This window comes from Mariniblastus fucicola (genome assembly GCF_008087665.1).
GTDB classification, from domain to species: Bacteria; Planctomycetota; Planctomycetia; order Pirellulales; family Pirellulaceae; genus Mariniblastus; species Mariniblastus fucicola.
Genome location: NZ_CP042912.1, coordinates 5359645 through 5383207 on the forward strand (window position 1 = coordinate 5359645; position 23563 = coordinate 5383207).

Annotated in this window: 1 protein-coding gene; it reads right to left on the reverse strand. The window is 57.4% G+C overall.

Going from position 1 to position 23563, the window contains the following annotated elements:
• Window positions 1-105 precede the first annotated feature (105 nt).
• Window positions 106-23454: an SdrD B-like domain-containing protein gene (locus tag MFFC18_RS20095; RefSeq protein WP_075084084.1), complete on the reverse strand. Its 23349-nt coding sequence runs from the start codon at window positions 23452-23454 to the stop codon at window positions 106-108.
• Window positions 23455-23563: the final 109 nt, after the last annotated feature.

Consider the following 23563-nt stretch of genomic DNA (forward strand, 5'->3'; position numbering starts at 1 on the left):
TTACGCAACGGCATCGAAAGGCCTCGATGGGGCGAAGATGCGACAACCGATCGCACAACGCCCTTCTTTTATCAATGCACTCTGTCGAGGAATCCCAACAGTTTGCTAATCAGAACTGGACCGCATCCAACCCGTAAAGCGTTGTAAAAACGTTGGCAAGTTGGGAACAACTGTCGGAGCGGCTTCATCGATTCGCGCTGCCGGAGAATCCGTTTCGGAGTTCGCGTCAGCCGAAAGCTCAATCGTTTCTGTCTCTTCTTCGACGAACTCTTCAAGCTCAACGACCTCCTCCAATTCGGCTTCGGATTCCGCCTCAAGGATTTCGATCGCCTGCGGAACCTCCACTTCGCCAACGGCTTCTCCCAATCCAATCGGTGTCGGTGGAGCAACATATTCAACCGGAGTCGTCGGACGCACGAGTTCCTGGCCGCAGGCGTCAACCACGACTGGTTCTTCGCAAACGCTGCACGGATCGACAACAATTTCACAGCAACACGCATCGAGAAGCTGATTCTCAATCGAGTAGCCACCCGTCACCGGCCGTCCACTGTCAAGGCTTAGCACGCCTCCGTTGCTGAAAATTGGAATGCCAGGATAGATCGGCCCGGGCCCCGGAAGACCTGGATCGATTCGACTCGAGCGAGTGATTGGAGGGAACGTTCGGAACACAGGCGGATTGCCGCTGGTGGTGCTATTGTCCAACTCGCCAAAGTTATAGCTGAAGGTATTGTCGCCCCAAATCAAGGAAAGACCACCAAAGTTGTCATTGGAAACAATGACCGGTACGCTTCCGTTTTGCTCCTGACCGTCCTCGAATTGAGTCGGCTGAATTTCGTTCAAATCGTAGGTACCTGCGTACAGCGAGGTGAACTCATAGAAGCCGTTCGCGTCCGTCGTCGTCGTCCGAAGAACCGGAGTGCCGAAAACATCAACGCCGGAGAGCGTCACGGGGACTTCCGGAATGCCTCGCTCGCCAGGATCGAACACACCGTTATCGTTGGCGTCAACAAACACGTATCCATCAGTGCGTGCTTCCGGGATCTCGCTGAAGTCATAGTCCGTTCCGTGCTCGTCAACGCCCAGCAAGATGGCGGAATGCTGGTCGGCGATGAGCGAATTTGACGCCGCGGCACCGCCCAGCGAACCAATCGTGTCGAGGCCATCGACGTAGTTCGGCGAGCTTGCTGTCAACGGCGAAGACGTCGGTTGCGTCTCGATGATCGTGTAAGTTCCCGGCGGCAGGTCAAGGAAGCGATAGTCTCCCGCCGAATCCGTTGTGGTCGTTTTGGTAAATGGAATCCCGGAATCGGTAACGCCCTGAAGCGTGATCGTCACGTTCGGAATTCCCGGCTCGCCTGTGTCCTGAACGCCATCAATGAAGAACGGCTCGTCGGCATCGTCGACTCCGTCTTCGTGTACAGTTCCGGCAAGCGAACTGATTCCGGTCAGACCAAAGTCTACGTCGCGGCGATCCTGATTCGGATCGAGCGTTCCATCGAAGATGTCGGTCGCTCCGCCATCGGCGCTGAAAGTTCCCCGGTATCCCGCTGGAGGATTGACCATCGTGACAGTAACGGTACCCGGCGGAAGAGCAGGGAACAGGTACTCGCCATCACCACTGGTGGTTGTGGTTTCGGTGTAGTCGCTTGTTCCGTCACCATCTATGTCGACTTCGATCTGAATGTCGATCCCGTTGAGTCCAGCTTCATCAGCGTCCTGGACTCCGTCCGCGTCAACGTCAAACCAGACTCGATCGCCCAGCGAAGCCAATGGCAGCAACCCCGCGTCCACGTTCGGATTCGTTTCTCCCGGAGCGATGCTGTAGACAGCGTCCGTGATTCCAGTTGTTCGATTGGCATTGCTGTCGACAGCAAGATCACTTCCGACGTTGGCGATCGTAAATGTATGGCCCGCAGGAAGCTCGAACTCAACTCGGTAGTCGCCTTCCGGAAGCCCCGGGAACTCGTAGAGCCCGCTGGCATCCGTCACGGTGACAACATCGTTTCCATTCGCATCCGTAAGTCGGTTCCCGGCAGCGTCCAACAGGTAGACGTTGACTCCCGGAGCACCGGTTTCGCCCGCGTCCTGCAGCCCGTTGCCTGTCGTTCCGGCTCCGGTATCGAAGAACACGCGATCTCCGATGGCACCAAGGACATAGTCTTCGACTTCGCCTCGACCACCCAGGCCTGAAGTGCTTCTGGCAGTTCCCATGGCGTCGGCAGAGAGACGGAATCGAGCCGCCATGGTTCCTGTCGCGTCAGCGGGCACCTCGATCGTCAAAACATGGGTGCCGCCGATCGACAAATCGCTGATTGATGAAGGCGTCGCCAAAGGAACGCCATCGATCGCAGTGACAGTGACTTCGTCGAGTACGCCGTCGCTGTTGAAATCGATCCACGCGTTGAGGAAACCAGCCCCGGTCACCTGGATGTTCGCAGCAGTTCCCGGTACCAGCGGACTGAGGAACAGAACGCCGTCTTCATCGTCTGTGCCAAAATCATTGTCGTCGAACAGGGCATCGTCCGAATGCGTTCCGGTAGTCTCAACTCCAACGGCTGATCCAAGTCGGACAAGGGAATCGAAAATGTGTCGGGCTCCGTCATCCTCCAGCGTCGTTTCCCCGTAGAGGCTCGGCAGGTCACCAAAGTCAAACAACCCAAGGCCGACATCGAGAGTATCATTGAGCTCACCTCCAGACACCGAGACAACGTCGGAGATGCCCGTGATCGGATCTAAATCGCTATCGCTCGCATCGTCTCCGCCAACGTTCTGGTCGACGATGCTGTAAGGGCTTGAACCAATTTCGATTCGATAGTCGCCATCCGGCAATCCGGCGAACTCGTACCGACCGTTGCTGTCGGTTACAGTGTAGATGTAATTTCCAGCGGCGTCCTGAATGCGAACTCCGTTTTCATCGAGCAAGTACAACCCGATTCCCGTGATTCTGACATCACCGCCACTCTGCACGGAATCGCCATTGTCTTGCCAGACATAGTCGCCGATCGCGTTGAGAACGTAGTCCTCGACTTCTCCGTTCCCCCAGTGCCCGTTAGGACCAATCGCTCCGGCCGTGTCGTCGGACGTAAAACGGAAGCGGGCTCCCATGACGCCCGTTGCATCCGCTGGCACGTTGACGGTGATCGTGTTGACTCCCAGCTGCAACAGCAAGTCCGTTGCAATCTGGTCCGCAGCATCAAACGTCGTGTCGCCGTTGAAGTCGATCCACGCATTGAGGTAGCCAACCGTTGATGCGGTAACTTCGATGGTCGCAGTCGAACCGGCCGTCAATGGCGTCAGGAAGACAACTCCATCTTCATCGTCCGTTCCGTCATTGTCATCGCTGATCGCACCGGCAGAGTTGACACCATCCGCCTCTGCGTCAACCGTTGCTCCCAAATACGTGCTGCCATCAAGCGTATGGCTTGCGCCGTTGATGTTCTGCGCGACATGATAACCGGTAGGCAAGTCACCGAAATCTCGAGTCGTCAAACCGGCATCGACTGAGTCATCGTAGACTCCTGGCAATACCGTGATCGGAGGCGTCTGGCTTTGAATTTGAGGCTGAACACCGACGTCCGGATCCGGATCTGAGTCCACATCATCGTCGCCGCCTTGATTCGGTGGCGAAAGGAACGTGCCCGGAGGTGGCTGGAACTCGACATGATAGGTTCCCGGTGGAAGCCCGGCGAATTCATAACAACCGACTGCATCTGTCGTGGTAAAGATCTGACGGTTTTCAGCGTCTATCATTCGTCGGCCAAGCGAATTCAACAAGTAAACCCGAACGCCAGGAACGGTTGCTTCGCCGCTGTTGTAGACTCCGTCTCCATTCGCGTCGGCGAAAACTTTGTCTCCGATTGCTCCCAGAACGTAGTCTTCGACTTCTCCGGTTGGTGCAGAGCCAACAGGACTTCGCGCGGCTCCCATGGCCTCAGCTGTATAGCGGAATCGAGCCGCCATCGTGCCGGTTGCGTTCGCTGGGACATCAAACTGGAGTTCAGTAGTCCCCGCAGCCAGTGCGAGATCATCGATATTGGTCGGTGTCGACAGAGCCGTGCCGTCGACATGTGCGACAAGGACTTCGTCGAGCACGCCGTCTGAGTCAAAGTCGATCCATGCGTTGAGGAATCCAGCCGCAGAAGTCGTAATTTCCACCGACGCGGTGAATCCTGCGACCAATGGAGACGTGAAGACAACTCCGTCTTCGTCGGCTCCATCGCCTGTCGCATCGAAGGTAGGTTGGCCGTCGGCTTCGTTGTCAACGGTTGAACCGAGATAAGTGGTTCCGTCGATCTGGTGGTTGGCGCCGTTGTTGGCGTCGAGTGTTCCATAGCCATCTGGCAGATCACCGTAGTCGTAAGTGATCGCCGGCTCGGGTACGAATCCGGCATCCAGCGTGCGGTTGATGCCGCCGGCTCCGAGGGTAATGGGAGCCGTGATCGCACCGTCGCTGTCAATCGACTCATCGCCGCCAACGTCCGTCGTCGTGAAGTCCAAGCCTGTTGGCTCCACGAACTCAACGGAGTAACTTTGAGCCGGAAGACCAGCGAACTCGTACATCCCAGCCGCATCGGTGACCGTGCTGATGGCGTTGCCGTTGGCGTCAAGGATTGGGTTTCCGCTACCATCGAGCAAGTTCACCACCACTCCAGCCAGAGCTGTATCGCCGGCATCCTGCAATCCGTCTGCATTCACATCGGTAAACGTGTAGTTACCGATCATGCCGAGGATGTAATCTTCGACTTCACCCGTGGACGCGGTTCCGCCTGATCCAAGCGAGCCCGCTGGATCGTCAGCAGTGAAGCGGAAACGGGCTCCCATCACACCGGTTGCGTTCGTTGGAACGCCGACCGTTAGCGTGTTCACGCCAGCGCTCAACAGTTGATCCGAAGCAATCTGCTCACCCGAATCAAACGTGCCATTGCCGTTGAAGTCGATCCACGCATTGAGGTATCCGGCAACTGAAGCCGTGACTTCGATGGTGGCGTCGGTTCCAGCCACCAACGGTGTCACAAACACGACGCCGTCTTCATCCCCAACATCACCCGTGGCAGCGGAAGAAGGTTGACCGTCCGTTTCATTGTCAACGGATGACCCCAGGAACGTTACGCCGTCAAGCTGATGTCGCGCACCGTTGTTGGCATCGAGCGTCTCATAGGAATCCGGCAAATCGCCGTAGTCATAGTCCGGATTGGGTTGCGGCACGAACCCGGCATCGAGCGTGCGGTTGATGCCGCCGGCTCCGAGAGCAATTGGAGCCGTGATCGCACCGTCGCTGTCAATCGACTCATCGCCACCAACGTCCGTCGTCGTGAAGTCCAAGCCTGTTGGCTCTACGAACTCGACGGAGTAACTTTGTGCAGGAAGTCCCGCGAATTCGTACATCCCAGCCGCATCAGTCACCGTGCTGATGGCGTTGCCGTTGGCGTCAAGGATTGGATTGCCGCTACCATCGAGCAAGTTCACCACGACTCCAGCCAGAGCTGTATCGCCGGCATCCTGCAATCCGTCTGCATTCACATCAGTAAACGTGTAATTGCCGATCATGCCGAGGATGTAATCTTCAACCTCACCGGACGAAGCAGTTCCGCCTGATCCAAGTGAGCCCGCTGGATCGTCGGCGGTGAAGCGGAAACGGGCTCCCATCACACCGGTTGCGTTCGTTGGAACGCTAACCGTTAGCGTGTTCACGCCCGCAGTTAGAGCCTGATCCGTCGCAATCTGCTCGCCGCCTTCAAAGGTACCATTGCCGTTGAAGTCGATCCACGCATTGAGGTATCCGGCAACCGAGGCCGTGACTTCGATGGTGGCGTCGGTTCCAGCCACCAACGGTGTGACAAACACAACGCCGTCTTCGTCCCCAACATCACCCGTGGCAGCGGAAGAAGGTTGACCGTCGGATTCATTGTCAACGCCCGCACCAAGGAACGTTACGCCGTCGATTAAGTGATTGGCGCCGTTGTTGGCGTCGAGTGTTTCGTAGCTGTCTGGCAGATCGCCGTAGTCGTAAGTGATCGCCGGCTCGGGCACGAATCCGGCGTCGAGCGTGCGGTTGATGCCGCCGGCTCCGAGGGTAATGGGAGCCGTGATCGCACCGTCGCTGTCAATCGACTCATCGCCGCCAACGTCCGTCGTCGTGAAGTCCAAGCCTACTGGTTCCACGAACTCGACGGAGTAACTTTGCGCCGGAAGACCTGCGAACTCGTACATCCCAACCGCATCAGTCACCGTACTGATCGCGTTACCGTTGGCGTCAAGGATTGGGTTCCCGCTACCGTCGAGCAAGTTCACAACCACTCCAGCAAGCGGCGTGTCGCCGGCATCCTGCAATCCGTCTGCATTCACATCGGTAAACGTGTAGTTACCGATCATGCCGAGGATGTAATCTTCGACTTCACCCGTGGACGCGGTTCCGCCTGATCCAAGCGAGCCCGCTGGATCGTCAGCGGTGAAGCGGAAACGGGCTCCCATCACACCGGTTGCGTTCGCTGGAACGCTGACCGTCAGCGTGTTCACGCCCGCAGTTAGAGCCTGATCCGTCGCAATCTGCTCGCCGCCTTCAAAGGTACCGTTGCCGTTGAAGTCGATCCACGCATTGAGGTATCCGGCAACTGAAGCCGTGACTTCAACGGTGGCATCCGTCCCAGCCACCAATGGCGTGACGAATACAACACCGTCTTCGTCCCCAACATCACCCGTGGCACCAGAAGAAGGTTGACCGTCGGCTTCGTGATCCACACTACTGCCAAGGAACGTCACGCCGTCAAGCTGATGTCGCGCACCGTTGCTGGCATCGAGCGTCTCATAGGAATCCGGCAAATCGCCGTAGTCATAGTCCGGATTGGGTTGCGGCACGAACCCGGCATCGAGCGTGCGGTTGATGCCGCCGGCTCCAAGAGCAATTGGAGCCGTGATCGCACCGTCGCTGTCAATCGACTCATCGCCACCAACATCCGTCGTCGTGAAGTCCAAGCCTGTTGGCTCCACGAACTCGACGGAGTAACTTTGCGCCGGAAGACCTGCGAACTCGTACATTCCAGCCGCATCAGTCACCGTGCTGATGGCGTTGCCATTGGCGTCAAGGATTGAGTTTCCGCTGCCATCGAGCAAGTTCACAACCACTCCAGCCAATGCCGTGTCGCCGGCATCCTGCAATCCGTCTGCATTCACATCGGTAAACGTGTAGTTGCCAATCATGCCGAGGATGTAGTCTTCAACCTCACCTGAGTCCACGTAATCGTCGTAGCTAAGCCCACCGCCCTGGTGGTCAGCCGTGAATCGGAAGCGGGCTCCCATCACACCCGTCGCGTTCGCTGGAACGCTGACCGTCAGCGTGTTCAAGCCCGCAGTCAGAGCCTGATCCGTCGCAATTTGCTCGCCGCCTTCAAAGGTACCGTTGCCGTTGAAGTCAATCCACGCGTTGAGAAAACCATCGACCGACGCGGTGATTTCGATGGTTGCGTCGGTCCCGGCAACCAGTGGCGTCGCAAACACAACACCGTCTTCGTCGTCGCCATCGCCACTGGCATCGGCCGTCGGCTGGCCATCCAACTCATCGTCGACACTCGACCCAAGAAACGTCACGCCGTCGATCAGATGGTTGGCTCCAATCGAAGAATCAAGCGTCACGTACGAATCTGGCAAGTCTCCGTAGTCGTACACGGGAGGAGGTTCAGTGACGAAACCGGCATCCAGCGTCGTATTGGTCTCGCCGGCAACGATCGTGACGGGAGCTGTAACCAAGCCATCGCTGTCGATCGAATCGTCGGCTCCAACGTTTGAAGTCGTGATATCCAGACCAGCCAGCTCGGTAAACTGAACTGAATATCTCTCTGCAGGAAGGCCTGCAAACTCGTACAGACCATTGAAATCGGTGGTCGTTGTGATCGCGTTGCCGTTGGCGTCAAGCATCGGATTGCCGGCTCCGTCTAGCAGCGCCACGACCACACCAGACAGTGGCGTGTCGCCAGCGTCCTGCAAACCGTCCTCGTTGTTGTCGTTAAACGTATAGTCACCGATCGAGCCGAGGATGTAGTCTTCGACTTCACCGTTGTCCCATTGCCCATCCGGACCAAGACTTCCATTCGGATCGTCTGAAGTAAACCTGAACCGCGCGCCCATAATTCCCGTTGCAGTTGCGGGAACGCTAACGGTGATCGTGTTCGTCCCTGCCGTCACCGGAAGGTCTGTTGCGATTCTCTCTCCGGCGTCGAATGTGCCGTTGCTATTGAAGTCGATCCAGGCGTTGAGGAAACCGTCCACGCTGGCCACGACTTCTATGTCGGCATCGGTCTCGGCAACCAGAGCGTTGACGAACGTTACGCCGTCTTCGTCCAAACCGTCTCCGTTGGCGTTAGCTGAAGGTTGTCCTTCCACTTCATTGTCGACACTCGAACCCAGGAACGTCACGCCGTCGATTTTGTGATTGGCTCCACCGCTGGCGTCCAAGGTGCTATAGGAGTCAGGCAAATCACCATAGTCGTAAAGCTCCGGCACGAAGCCTGCGTCAAGCGTTGTATTGCTTACGCCGGCACCGATGATCACTACGGAAGTCGTGGCACCATCGCTGTCGATCGTGTCGTCTGCTCCTACATTTGACGAAGTGAAATCCAAGCCCGTTGGCTCAACAAACTCAACGGAGTACGATTCTGGCGGAAGGCCAGCGAACTCGTAGGCGCCGCTCGCATCTGTGGTCGTTGTGATCGCATTCCCATTGGCATCGAGCACCGGGTTGCCGCTGCCGTCGAGCAGATTTACGATCACGCCGGCGAGTGGCGTGTCTCCGCCATCTTGCAGACCATTCCCGTTGACGTCATTGAAAGTATAGTCTCCGATCGAACCGAGGATGTAGTCCTCAACTTCTCCCGAAGCAGCGGCTCCGCCAGAACCAAGCGTTCCAGCCGGGTCATCGGCAGTGAATCGAAAACGGGCTCCCATGATTCCCGTTGCGGTCGCGGGAACGCTGACCGTCAGCGTGTTGACTCCGGACGTCAGCATCTCATCGATAGCGATTTGCTCGGCTGCGTCAAACGTGCCGTCGCCATTGAAGTCGATCCACGCGTTGAGGAAACCGTCCACCGAAGCGGTAACTTCGATGGTCGCGTCGGCGCCCGCCACCAACGGTGTCACGAACACAACGCCGTTTTCGTCGGAGCCATCTCCGTTGGCGCCCACTGACGGTTGCCCATCGGCTTCGTTGTCGACTCCTGCACCGAGGAAGGTAACTCCATCGATCAGATGATTGGCACCGTTGTTCGCGTCGAGCGTTTCGTAGGAATCTGGCAGATCTCCGTAGTCGTACGTGATCGCCGGTTCAGGCACAAATCCGGCATCGAGCGTCGTGTTGCTTTCCCCGGCGCCAATGGCGACCGGAGCCGTGATTTCGCCATCGCTGTCGGCCATGTCGTCTGCGCCAACGTTGGAAGTCGTGATGTCCAAACCGACCGGTGTGACAAACTCAACCGAGTACGATCCTGCTGAGAGTCCCGCGAACTCATAGAGTCCGCTGGCATCGGTGGTCGTCGAGATCGCGTTGCCGTTGGCGTCGAGCACAGGGTTGCCGCTGCCGTCGAGCAAGTTGACAACGACTCCGGCAAGCGGTGTATCGCCCGCATTTTGAAGTCCGTCGGCATTGTTATCGTTGAAAGTAAGGTCGCCGATCGAACCGAGGATGTAATCTTCGACTTCTCCGTTGTCCCACTGACCGTCGGCTCCGAGAGCTCCTGCCGGGTCGTCTGATGTGAAGCGAAAACGGGCTCCCATGATGCCCGTCGCAGTCGCGGGCACGCTGACATTGATCGTGTTGGTGCCAGCCGTTACCGCGAAGTCAGCAGCAATCTGCTCGGCAGCTTCGAAGGTTCCGTTTCCGTTGAAATCGATCCACGCGTTGAGGAAACCGTCGACAGAAGCAGTGACTTCGATCGTCGCATCTGTTCCGGCAACCAGTGGCGTTGCGAACACCACGCCATCTTCGTCGCCAATATCACCGCTGGCGTCTGCCGTTGGTTGTCCATCAGCTTCATCGTCAACCGTCGAACCAAGGAATGTTACGCCGTCGATCTGATGGTTGGCTCCACCGCTGGCGTCCAGCGTCGAATACGTGTCAGGCAAGTCGCCGTAGTCATAAGTCAGAATTGGCTCGGTTACGAATCCGGCGTCGAGCGTCGTGTTGCTTTCGCCAGCCCCCAACGAAACAGGAGTCGTGACTGGACCGTCGCTGTCAATCGAATCATCAGCGCCCACATTGGCAGTCGTGGCATCAAGACCGACAGGCTCGATGAACTCAACTGAATAGGAACCTGGCGGTAGCCCGGCGAACTCGTACCAGCCCGCAGCATCCGTCGTGGTGGTGATGGCGTTGCTATTGGCATCAAGAACCGGATTGCCGGCTCCATCAAGCAAATTCACGACCACGCCAGATAGCGGAGTGTCCCCTGCGTCTTGCAATCCGTCGCCATTGACGTCGGTGAAAACGAAGTTTCCGATCGAGCCCAACAGATAGTCTTCGACTTCTCCCGTCGTCGCTGCGCCACCCGTCCCCAAGGTCCCGGCTGGATCATCCGCGGTAAACCGGAATCGTGCTCCGATAAGCCCGGTTGCCGTTGGCGGAACCGAGATCGTGAACTCATTGAGCCCTCCGGTCAAAAACATGTCGGTTGCGATCTGCTCGCCAGCACCAAACATTCCGTCGCCATTGAAATCAATCCAGGCGTTGAGGTAACCGTCGACAGAAGCTTCAACTTCGATCCGGGCATCGGTTCCGGCCACTAATGGATCCAGGAATTCGACTCCGTCTTCATCGCTACCGTCTCCGGTCGCATTGGCGTTGGACTGACCGTCGGCTTCGTTGTCCACGCCCGAGCCAAGGAACGTGACGCCATCGATCAAGTGGTTCGGCCCGCCGTCGGCGTCAAGCGTACCGTAGGAATCCGGCAAGTCACCATAGTCGTACGTGAAGGTTGGTTCGGGAACGAATCCGGCGTCGAGCGTCGTGTTCGTTTCGCCAGCCCCAATGAAGACTGGATCGGAAATAGCGCCGTCACTGTCGATCGCATCATTCGCGCCAACATTGGCGGTGGCCACATCAAGCCCGGCGGGCTCAATAAATTCGACCGTGTAAGTTCCCGCTGGCAAACCGGCGAACTCATAGGCACCTGATGCGTCGGACGTGGTCGTCACCTGATTGCCGTTAGCATCAAGGATCGGATTCCCCGAACCGTCGAGCAAATTCACGACGACGCCAGCAAGCGCCGTGTCTCCACCGTCCTGCAATCCGTCGAGATTGTTATCACTAAACGTGTAGTCGCCAATCGAACCAAGGATATAGTCTTCAACTTCACCGTTGTCCCACTCCCCGTCCGGACCAAGGGCTCCAGCCGAACTATCCGAAGTGAATCGGAATCGCGCTGCCATAACTCCCGTCGCACTGGCCGGGACGCTGATGGTCAGCGTGTTGGTCCCCGCAACCAACGGTTCGTCGACAGCGATCTGCTCACCAGAATCGAAGGAGTTGTTGCCGTTGAAGTCAATCCACGCGTTGAGGAAACCGTCTACCGAAGCCGTGACTTCGATCTGGGCATCCGTCCCAGCAGCCAGCGGATTCAAAAAGATGACTCCGTCCTCATCATCACCATCACCGGAAGCATCTGCGGTGTTAGTCGCGTCAACTTCGCCATCGACGCTGGCTCCAAGGAACGTCACGCCGTCAAGCTTGTGGGCTGGACCGCCGTCAGCACTGGTAACATTGAAGCCCGTCGGCAAGTCACCGCGGTCGAGCAACACAAGGCCAGCATCAACTGTATCGATCGTGGTGTTGGCAGCAATCGTGTAAGTCTGCGACGTAATTCCGGTGACTTCGTCCGCGTCCGAATCGTTCGCATCGTCGGCTCCCTGATTGGCTGTCGTAAACAACAGACCCGTCGGTGCCACAAACTCAACGCGATAGTCACCCGCCGGAAGCCCCGCGAATTCATAGTCGCCGTTGGCGTCGGTAACCGTCGAAATATCGACTCCATCGGCATCCTGGATACGTGCACCGGTACCGTCGAGCAGATACACGGTGACGTTCTCGACTCCCGGTTCGCCCGTCTGCAAACCATCACTGTTGGAATCCGAGAACACGCGATCGCCAATCGATCCAAGCACGTAGTCTTCGACTTCACCAGCCAGCGGAACACCAAACTCATCAATCGCGATGCCGTTGGGACTTCGTGTGGTTCCCATCAAATCATCTGTGAAGCGGAATCGAGCCGCCATGTTGCCGGTCGCGTTCGCAGGAACATTGAAACGGATTTCTGTCGTTCCAGCCACAATCGGCCAGTCGCTAAGCGGAAACGGAAACGGCAGCGGGTTGCCGTCTTCGTGCGTGATCATGATTTCATCCAACACTCCGTCGGAATCAAAATCAATCCACGCATTGAGGATACCGTCCACCGAAGCGGTGATCTCAAATGACGCGTTCGAACCGGCTGTCAACGGCGAAGTAAATACCACGCCGTCTTCATCAGTACCGTCTCCGGTCGCGTCGACAGCAGGTTGCCCATCCTGTTCCGAATCAACGGTCGCACCGAGGTACGTCGCTCCATCGAGCAGATGTACGGCGCCAGGATTGGCTGCACCATCAGTCGTGCCATAGCTATCGTCGAGGTCACCGTAGTCAAACCGCGCGACTCCCGCGTCAATCGTCTCGTTGACTTCGCCCGGCGTCAGGCTGACCGTATCCGTAACCCCGGAAGTCACGTCCGCATCGCTGTCGATGGTATCGTCTGACCCAGCATCCTGTCGCGTAAACTGATACTCGGGGCCCGGAGCAAATTCAATCTGGTAGTCACCTGCTGGAAGCCCGGCGAATTCGTAACGTCCCGATGCATCGGTCGTGGTTGAAATATCGTTGCCGTCGGCGTCCTGGATTCGATTCCCGGAACCGTCTAGCAGATAGACCGTGACTCCGGCAACCGGTGGCTCACTTGCGTCCTGCTCGCCATCAAGCGGAACGCCGCCGAGAATTCCATTGTCTTCCCAAACATAGTCACCGATCGCGCCAAGCATGTAGTCTTCGACTTCACCGTTATCCCAGTGACCGTCGGGGCCAAGCGCGCCTGCCGGATCGTCGGAGGTGAAGCGGAATCGAACGCCCATCGCTCCTGTTGCCGTGGCTGGAACTGCAACCGTAATTATGTTTGAACCTGCCGTCAGTGGCTCGTCAGAGACAATCTGTTCGCCCGAATCAAAGGTGCCGTTGCTGTTAAAATCGACCCACGCGTTGAGGAAACCATCGCTGTTGGCAACCACTTCGACACGAGCGTTGGTGCCTGCGACTAACGGGTCAAGGAAGGTAACACCGTCTTCATCGGCTTCGTCGCCGGATGCATCCGCAGTGTTGGCAGCATCAGCTTCTCCGTCAATGCTGGCTCCGAGATAGGTCGAAGCGTCAAGCGTGTGGCTTGGTCCGCCATCGGCGATCGAGACATTGAATCCGGATCTCAAGTCACCACGATCGCGATTGGTCAGGCCGGCATCGACGCTGTCTTCGGTTGTGTTGGCAGCGATTGTGTAAGTTTGCGTTGTGATTCCTGTCGCTTCATCCGCATCAGAATCAATCGCATCATCGGCTCCCTGGTTCGTTTTCGCAATGTAATAGCCGACAGGAGCAACGAACTCAACGCGATAGTCGCCCGCTGGCAAACCAGCAAACTCATAGTCGCCATTGACGTCGGTGACGGTCGAAATGTCTACTCCGGCAGCGTCCTGAATTCGCGAACCGGTAGCGTCAAGCAGGAAGACAGTGACTGTTGAGAATCCAGCTTCGCCCGTTTGCAAACCATCGTTGTTGGAATCGAGGAAGACTTGATCGCCGATCGAACCCAGCACGTAGTCTTCGACTTCACCTGACAGCTCCGTTCCGTTCGGGCTGCGTCCAGCACCCATTGCAGTCGCGGTATAGCGGAACCGCGCAGCCATATTACCGGTTGCGTTGGCGGGCACGTCAAAGCGAAGTTCCGTCGTGCCGCCTGGTAGCGCGAGGTCATCGATATTGACTGGCGTCCCCAGTGCAGCGCCGTCCACATGTGTGATCAACACTTCATCCAGCACGCCGTCGGAGTCAAAATCAATCCAGGCGTTAAGGAAACCAACAGCCGAAGTCGTCACGTTGATCGTTGCGGAAGCCCCGGCGGTCAACGGACCGCTGAAGACAACGCCGTCTTCGTCTGTGCCGTCTCCGGTCGCGTCTGCCGTTGGTTGTCCGTCCGTTTCAGAATCGACGCCACCTCCCAAATAAGTCACACCGTCGACAACGTGTCTGGCTGATCCATCGGTGGAGCCATTGGTCGTCCCATATCCGTCCGGCAAATCGCCGTAGTCCAGTCGCACAAATCCGGCGTCGAGTGTATCGTCAACTTCGCCAGGCAACAGATTCGTCGACGCGGTCACACCCGTCAACTCATTGGCGTCGCTGTCCGTCGCATCGTCAGCAACATTCGCCGCAGTGAACGTGTAGCCGCCAGGTGCAACGAATTCAACGCTGTAGTCTCCCGACGGAAGACCAGCAAACTCATAGGCTCCACTGGCATCAGTCGTCGTAGATATCTCGTTGCCATTGGCATCCTGGATTCGATTGCCCGAACCATCGAGAAGGAACACAGTCGCGCCCGAAACCGCGGGCTCGCCGCCGTCCTGAACTCCGTCGAAAGCAACGCCTCCGCCAGCGCCATTGTCTTCCCACGCATAATCGCCGATCGCGCCGAGGATATAGTCTTCGACTTCACCGTTGTCCCATGCTCCGTCGGGACCAAGCGAAGCGCCAGTGTTGTCCGACGTGAATCGGAAACGGGCTCCCATCACACCCGTCGCGGTCGCGGGAACGCTGACGGTGATCACATTCGTGCCGGCGGTCAGCGGATAATCCGTAGCGATTTGCTCGCCTGCGTCGAACGTGCCATTGCCATTGAAATCGACCCACGCATTGAGAAAACCATCGCTATTGGCAACGACTTCGATTCGCGCGTCCGTGCCGGCGACCATCGGATCAAGGAACGTGACTCCGTCTTCGTCATCGGTATTGGCGTCATCTCCAGTCGCCGTACCGGAGGGTTGCCCGTCGAGCTCTGCGTCGACGCTGGAACCAAGGTACGTATTCCCATCGATTCCGTGAACTGCTCCACCAGAACCGGTGAGCGTACTGTAGCTGTCTGGCAAGTCGCCAAAATCTTGCTCCAGCAGACCCGCGTCCACGGTCGCGTTGGTCACTCCGGCGGTGATCGTGTATGTCTGATCAGTCAAACCGGTTGACTCGTTGGCATCGCTGTCGGTCGAGTCGTCACCAAGGTCCGTGTCCGTAAACTGGAAACCGGTCGGCAGGTCGAATTGGACTCGGTAGTCTCCGTCCGGCAAGCCCGGAAATTCGTAGCTTCCATCAGCGGCAGTCACCGTTGTGATCGCCACGCCGTCAGCGTCGACAATCGGATTTCCAGCCGAATCCATCAGCCGTACCGTGACGCCAGCGAGCGCCGGTTCGGTTCCGTTCTGTTGACCGTCGTTGCCAGTGCCTCCGCCGAGTCCGTTGTCAATCCAGACGTAGTCGCCGATCGCGCCAAGCACGTAGTCTTCGACTTCACCGTTTCGCCACAGCCCTGTGGTGCTACGGAGGGATCCCATTGCGTCCTGAGAAAATCGGAATCGCGCCGCCATCGTCCCCGTGGCTGTTGCGGGGACATCGAAAGTCAGATCGTGACTTCCGGCCGTCAGGTTCAAGTCATCGATATTCACCGGTGTACCAAGCAGCACGCCATCGACGTGTGTAACAAGGACTTCATCCAGCGTTCCATCGCTGTCGAAATCGATCCACGCATTCAGATAGCCGTCGACGTTGGGTGAAACTTCGATTGTCGCCGGGCGTCCGGGCACCAGTGGTGTCACAAACAGGACGCCATCCTCATCGTCAGTGTCGTCCAGATCGTCTCCGGTCGCCGAAGCGTTTGGCTGACCATCAATTTCGTTGTCGACGCCCGAACCAAGATAGACTCCGGTTTCGATCGCATGGCGAGCACCATCGACGCCTCCGGTCGTTCCGTAGCCGTCCGGCAAATCGCCAAAGTCGACTTCCAGGATACCCGCGTCAACGGAGGTCTCAGTCGTATTCGCAGAGATCGTGTAAGTCTGCCCCGTGATCCCGGTTGTGAAATCGGCATCGCTGTCGAGCGCGTCATCGCCGCCTTGATCAGCATCAGTCAGCACAATTCCCGGCTGGCCAAAATGAACCTTGTAGTCACCGGCAGGAAGGCCGACAAATCGGTAGCTGCCGTCCGCCGCTGTGGTCGTAGTGACACTGTTTCCATCAGCATCGGTGACCGGATTTTCGGACGCGTCGAGCAGCGTTACAAGAACGCCGCCAACGCCAGATTCAGTTCCGTTCTGGATCCCGTCTTTGGCTCCGCCGCCGCCATCGCCGTTGTCGACCCAAACGTAGTCGCCCAGCGAACCGAGAACATAGTCTTCGACTTCGCCGTTAGACCAATCGCCATTGGGACTACGCATGGCGCCCATTTGGTCGGACGTAAAACGGAATCGCGCCGCCATGTTTCCGTCGGCGTTTGCAGGAACATCAAAAGTGATCGTGTTCGCGCCGGAGTTAAGCGCGATATCAGCAAGGTTCGCAGGAGTCCCCAACGGAACTCCGTTGACAGCGGTGACGACAACTTCATCCAGCACGCCATCGGAATCGAAATCAATCCAGCCGTTAAGGAATCCGGCCGTCGAAGCGTTGACTTCGATTTCCGCCGACACGCCCGGCATCAACGGAGACAGGAACGTTACGCCATCTTCGTCATCGGAACCATCATTGTCGTCACCGTCTGCGGCTGCCGTCGGCGCGCCATCGGCTTCGGCATCGACGCCAGCTCCAAGGAAAGTCACATCGTCAACGACGTGCTTTGCGGCCCCCAAACCGGAAGCGTTGGTTGTTCCGTATCCATCAGTGAGGTCGCCGTAATCGTATTCCACCAATCCCGCATCAACCGTGTTGTTGACTTCGCCCGGCGTGAGTGTTGTGGTGGCCGTGACGCCCGTCGTTTGATCCGCATCGCTGTCAGTTGCATCGTTGCCGATGTTGGCTTGCGTAAATTCAAATCCAACCGGTGCTACGAATTGGACCCGATAGTTACCTGCCGGAAGACCGGCGAACTCGTAGGCTCCATTGACGTCGGTCGTTGTCGAGACATCGATTCCATCAGCGTCCTGAATCCGGGCTCCTGTTCCATCGAGCAGGAACACGGTCACGCCGGAGACCGGAGGTTCTGTGCCATTTTGAATGCCGTCATTCGGGACGCCGCCACCGTTGCCGTTATCTTCCCAAACGTAATCGCCGATCGCGCCGAGCACGTAGTCTTCGACTTCACCGTTGTCCCAATGTCCGTCAGGCCCGAGAGCTCCGAACGGATCGTCAGAGGTAAATCGGAATCGGGCTGCCATAACGCCTGTTGCATTCGCCGGAACAGCAACCGTGATCGTGTTCGCTCCGGTTGTCAGCGGACGATCAAGAGCGATTTGCTCGCCTGAGTCAAACGTGCCATTCCCGTTGAAGTCGATCCACGCGTTGAGAAAACCGTCGGCGCTGGCAACAACTTCGATACGGGCATTTGTTCCGGCGATCATTGGATCAAGGAACGTGACTCCGTCTTCATCGTCGGCGCCAGTATCGTCGCCCAATGCGTCCGGGGTGTTGGCTGCATCAAGTTCGCCATCGACGCTGGCTCCCAAATAGGTCGCTCCGTCCAAAGTATGGCTGGGGCCGCCGTCAGCGTTGGAAACGTTGAAGCCCGCCGGCAAGTCACCGCGGTCCTGTTCGACCAATCCCGCATCAACGCTGTCTTCTGTGGTGTTCGCCGCGATCGCGTAGACCTGAGACGTAACACCCGTCGCCAGATCAGCATCGGAATCGATTGCGTCATCACCGCCAACGTCCTGGCTTGTGAACGACAGGCCGACCGGCGCCTCGAATTCGACGCGATAGTTACCAGCTGGAAGCCCTGCGAATTCATAGTCGCCGTTCCCGTCAGTCGTTGTCGAGATCTCGTTGCCAGCCGCATCGAGCAAGCGGTTCTCCAGCTCGTCCAGCAGATAGACGGTCACGCCAGAAACGCCAGATTCGCCAGCGGTTTGAAGCCCGTCGATATTGTCGTCGAGGAACACGCGATCCCCCAGCGAGCCGAGAACATAGTCTTCAACTTCGCCCGATCCAGCGGTGTTGTTGGGACTGCGGGAAGCTCCCATCGCGGCCGAAGTGTATCGGAATCTGGCCGCCATATTTCCAGTGGCTGATGCCGGAACGTCGAATCGAAGCTCCGTCGTGCCAGTGGTCAAGGCAAGGTCGCTGATCGTAGTCGGCGTGCCCAGGGCGACGCCATCGACATGCGTCACGGTGACTTCATCGAGCACACCGTTTGAGTCAAAATCGATCCACGCGTTGAGGAAACCGTCCGCGGCGCCCGTCACCTCGATCGTTGCCGATGTTCCCGCGACCACGGGAGACGTAAACGAAACTCCATCTTCGTCCGCACCATCGCCGGTTGCATCTGCAGTTGGTTGTCCATCGAGATCAACATCGACGGAACTTCCAAGATACGTGACGCCATCAAGGACGTGCCGAGCCGGACCTGCGGCTGAACCGTCTGTCGTTCCGTACCCATCCGGCAGATCGCCGTAGTCGAAACTTACGATCCCCGCATCGATCGAGTCGTTGACTTCTCCAGCAACAATCGACGTGGTGCCGGTAACGCCCGATCCGTTGGCATCGCTATCCAATGCATCGTTGCCAACGTCCTGCTGAGTGAAAGAAAAACCTGTCGGCGCCACAAACTCGACTTGATATCCACCCGGTGGAAGCCCGGCAAATTGATAGAAGCCATTAACGTCAGTGGTGGTCGAAATTTCGTTGCCCGCAGCATCCTGAATCCGGTTGCCAGAACCATCGAGCAGGAACACAGAGACTCCGCCGACTCCCGGTTCCGTGCCGTTCTGAATCCCGTCATAGCCCGTCCCGCCACCGGCTCCGTTGTCTTCCCAAACGAAGTTTCCGATCGCGCCGAGCACATAGTCTTCGACTTCACCAGTCGGTGCAAGGCTGTTGGTGCTGCGCGTGCCGCCCATCGCGTCGGCAGTGAAGCGGAAGCGCGCGGCCATCGTTCCGTTGGCAGTTGCCGGGACGTCAAAACGGAGCTCAGTCGTGCCAGCCAACAGAGCCAGGTCGTCAATGTTCGTTGGCGTTCCGAGTACCACACCATCAACGTGAGTCACAAGGACTTCGTCCAGCGTGCCACTGGTATCGAAATCAATCCACGCATTGAGGAAGCCCGCCGTCGAAGCGGTGACTTCCAGAGTAGCCGAAGATCCGGCCGTCAGCGGAGAAGTGAACTCAATTCCGTCTTCATCACTGCCGTCTCCAGTCGCATCGGCGCTGGGTTGTCCGTCGGTTTCCGAATCAACGCTCGCTCCAAGAAACTTGACTCCGTCGAGCACATGAGAGGCTGCGCCGGAAGCTGACCCAAACGTCGTTCCATAGCTGTCCGGGAGATCGCCAAGGTCCAGACGAACCAAACCGGCATCGATCGAGTCATCGGTTTCTCCTGCCACGATGCTGGTCGTCGCCGTAATCCCGGTAGACTGGTTCGCGTCGCTATCGGTCGCGTCATCGCCAAGGTTCGCTTGCGTGAACAGATAACCTGCCGGAGCAACGAACTCAACCTGATAGTCTCCCGCGGGAAGCCCTGAAAACTGGTAGAAGCCAGCAGCATCAGTCGTTACCGAGACATCATTTCCGTCAGCATCCTGAATTCGAGAACCGGTGCCGTCGAGCAGGAATACCGTGACGCCGGCGACTCCAGATTCGGTGCCATCCTGAACCCCATTGAGCGCCGTCGCGGCCCCCGGACCGTTGTCCTCCCAAACGTAGTTGCCGATCGCCCCAAGGACATAGTCTTCGACTTCACCGTTGTTCCAGATTCCATCCGGGCCCAGCGTTCCAGCCGGATCGTCAGAAGTAAACCGGAAACGGGCTGGCGTATCGCCGGCGGCATTGACTGGAACCGAAACGACGATCGAATGCGTGCCACCGGTCAAAGCAAGATCGTTCAGCGTCGTCCCGCCAGCAACCGGAACTCCGTCGACAGAGACCACGTCGACGACATCGAGAGTCCCGTCGCCGTCGAAATCGATCCATGCGTTGAGGAAACCATCGACCGAAGCGACAACTTGAATCTCAGCGTTGGTGCCGGCGACCATTGGGCTGAGGAAAGTCACGCCATCTTCGTCATCGCTGGCTTTAGAATCGTCTCCAAGTGCATTGGCGGTGTTCGTCGCATCCATTTCCGCGTCAGCACTTGCCCCCAAGAACGTAACTCCATCGAGCATATGCGTCGCACCGTCGTCAGCAGCAGTAACGTTGTAGCCGGTGGGAAGGTCGCCACGATCCGTTTGGACCAGGCCCATATCAAAGCTGTGATCGGACTCGCCGGTCGCTCCGGTGGTGAGCGCGACAATCGGAATCCCGCCCTGATTGACGGCGTCAGAATCGATGGAGTCATCGACCGCATTGGCAGTGGTCGCAACGTAGTCCTGCAGCAGTCCGCCGCTTTGGAAGTCGCTCGCGACGAGCCTGATTTCATAGTCGGTGAACGGACGCAAACCGACTGCCGTCCCACCGTCGGAGTAGGCTACGTTCGAGTCATTGAACAGGTATTGCCCGTTTGATGTGGTAGCGGTCCCGACGAGAACCGGATTCAATGGATCCGTCATGTCGTACAGTTCAACCGTGACTCCGTCAGGAACGTTACCTTCTCCCGCGTCCTGTTCCCCATCGCGATCGGTATCGAGCCAGATACGATCTCCGATTTCCATCTCGCCAGGAGCCGACAGGAACTCGACGTCTCCGATTCCGTTTCCTTTCCCGAAAGATTCCGATGGCGCGGTCCCGGAGGTGTACAGGCTGATCCCCATCGTACGCCCGCCGGATGTGCTTTCGGCGCCCGTCGAGTTATCAAGAAAGATCAATCCGCCAGAGAAGAACACGTCATCAATCGGATCCATCGCAGACGTAAAGACTTCGCTGTATCCCGGAACCAATCCAAGTGAACCTTGTGCGATCTCATTATGAATCGTGGGCCCAAATCCGTTCGTTTCTGCGTAAACATCGGCGTCGTAGAATTCAATCGAAGTATCAGCCGAATCCGGACTTGGCAGCGCAGGATAAACAAGATCACCCTCAATCGTCCACGAGTCGGTTCCTGCAACGTAGTCGGCGCGTAAGATATCGCCGGCCGAATCAACTGAGTAGTCGGTGCCTGAACCGTCGGGACGGTCCTGTCGATAGCCGCCCATGTCTCCAAATCGATCGCGGAAACCGAGGATCATCGATCCGTCGTTGTCGAATTCGATATCGGACAAAATCGGCATCGCGTATCCGACTTCCGAATTGTCAGCTGTCGGGACCGCGGTTCCATCAATGTAGGTTGTGGGGAAAGTACTGAGCCACGGATTCCAGGCACCCGGCGTGTATGGAGCAAACGTTGCGTCAATGATCGCCTGGCGTTGATAGTCCAGCCCGAACTCGAGGACTTTCTCGGGCGCCGAAGTCGGACTCGTTGGGTCGAAGCGAAAAACGTAGGCTTCCAAATCTTCATTGGTCAGCACGCCTTCAACGCCGCTGGCATCGTATTGAGCTGAATTGACGATTCCGATGTAGACCATTCCGTCGTGAAATGCCAACCCGTTGGGGCGGGCATTCTGCAACGGATTGACACCAAGCGCGTTGGCGTCCTCATTGAGAATCGCCGTGATGATGTCGTGAGCAACGATGTTGCTGTCGCTATGCTGTGACAGATCCAATGGCGCATCGGTGCTTCCGATCGGGATCTCGTAAAGCTGATTGTCGAACAGATTCATGGCCCAAACGGTGGTGCCGTCCTCTGACAGATCGACGTCGCCAAGCCCAGACTTTCCGACCAAGTCATACGTCGCGAGGTCTGCATCCCAATCGTCGCGATAGGTCGCATCGCCAATCGTGGACGTTGGATGAGGGTCAGCAATGTTTGGCAAAGTCGCGAACACAACGGGCGTACCGCCAGCAGTGATCGAGTAGATCGCACCTGAACCTCCCGAACCATAGCCCGAGTGCCGTTTGGTGTGAGCACCGGCAAAGAACGTATCGATTTCGTTTTGGTATGCCAGGCCTGTCACCGAACCGACTTCACCGATCGTGGCTACGACGACATAGGGCGTGGCCGGATCGGGTGCATTGCCACGGACCTGTCCCGCGTAATCGCCTTCATTCGCGTAGTCCCAGCGGATGATCGCCGGTTCATTTCCTGTCAGTCCATCCCCAAAAAAGTAACAGGTCGCGACAATCTGCAAGTCACCTGAATCACTGATGTCACTGGGGCGATGAAGCGCCAGATTCATTACCGAATTGGTGACTCCGGCCGTGAAGGCGACCGAAGCAACGGCGTCCGGATCAGCCGTCGCAGGATCCAGCAGACTTTCGGTAAAGCCCGTCGGCGCATTGGTGAACTCAACACGGACCGGAATGTTTCCTACGTTGTTGATCGTGTAAGTACCATCGGCAGCCGTCGTTGTGGCATCGACAACGTTGCCGTCCGAATCGTAGGCCGTGACGGCGAGACCCGGAATCCCGACTTCCGATGCAGAGGCGGCCAGATCCTGGGAACCGTCATTGTTGTAGTCGATGTAGGCCGTTCCGCTCACCGTCGACAGGACGCCAAACCACTGGCTGTGGCGAAGCACATACTCATGGTCGATCTGTCCAGTATTGAATTCCAAATCCCAGTCACCACCAAGTTGTTCGGCTCCAGTCAAGTCATCCGAAGCCGCGACGTCAGCTCCCGTAAGCGAAGCCATCTTTTCAACAAACGATTCGCCCGCATCGGAACTGGCAAGATTACACCCGTAGATCAGCAAGTCAGCGTCTTCGGTGAGTGCATCGGCCCACTGAGCGATTTCTTCGGCCCGCGCACTCAATGCCGCACTATCAAGCGTCGACGACCCCAGTTGTATCAGACCGTCGTCGCCGTGCGACACCAGATGAACGGCCGCAAAATCGATTTCGGATTTCGAAAGTATCTCCGAGATCTGACTGACGCCGTCGGTGGCTGAATCGAGAACCCTGATTTCGAAGGAGCGATCGGGAGCGGATTCCAAGATCGAACGAATCAACTGGTCACTGCCGGCAACTGCGCCGTCCACAATCAGTAACTCAACAGGCGTCTGCTGATTTGCTTCCTGCACAAACTGCGAATCCACAGATTCTGGAAGCGCATGATCTACCAGATGTTCTGGCAGGACAAAGGTCGCGTCAGGAACACCGTCGAATAACACTCGATCTTCGAGCTGCTCGACAATGGAAATAAAATCAAGCTTGGATCGTTTGCCAATTCGTCGATTAGCCATCCGATTTCCTGTGGGGCAGGCAGTATTTTAAGGGCGAGACCGGGCCGCAGATGCGCGCAGACCGGACCAAAATGCACATTGGTAGACTTCGCTTTCATCGAAATAAACA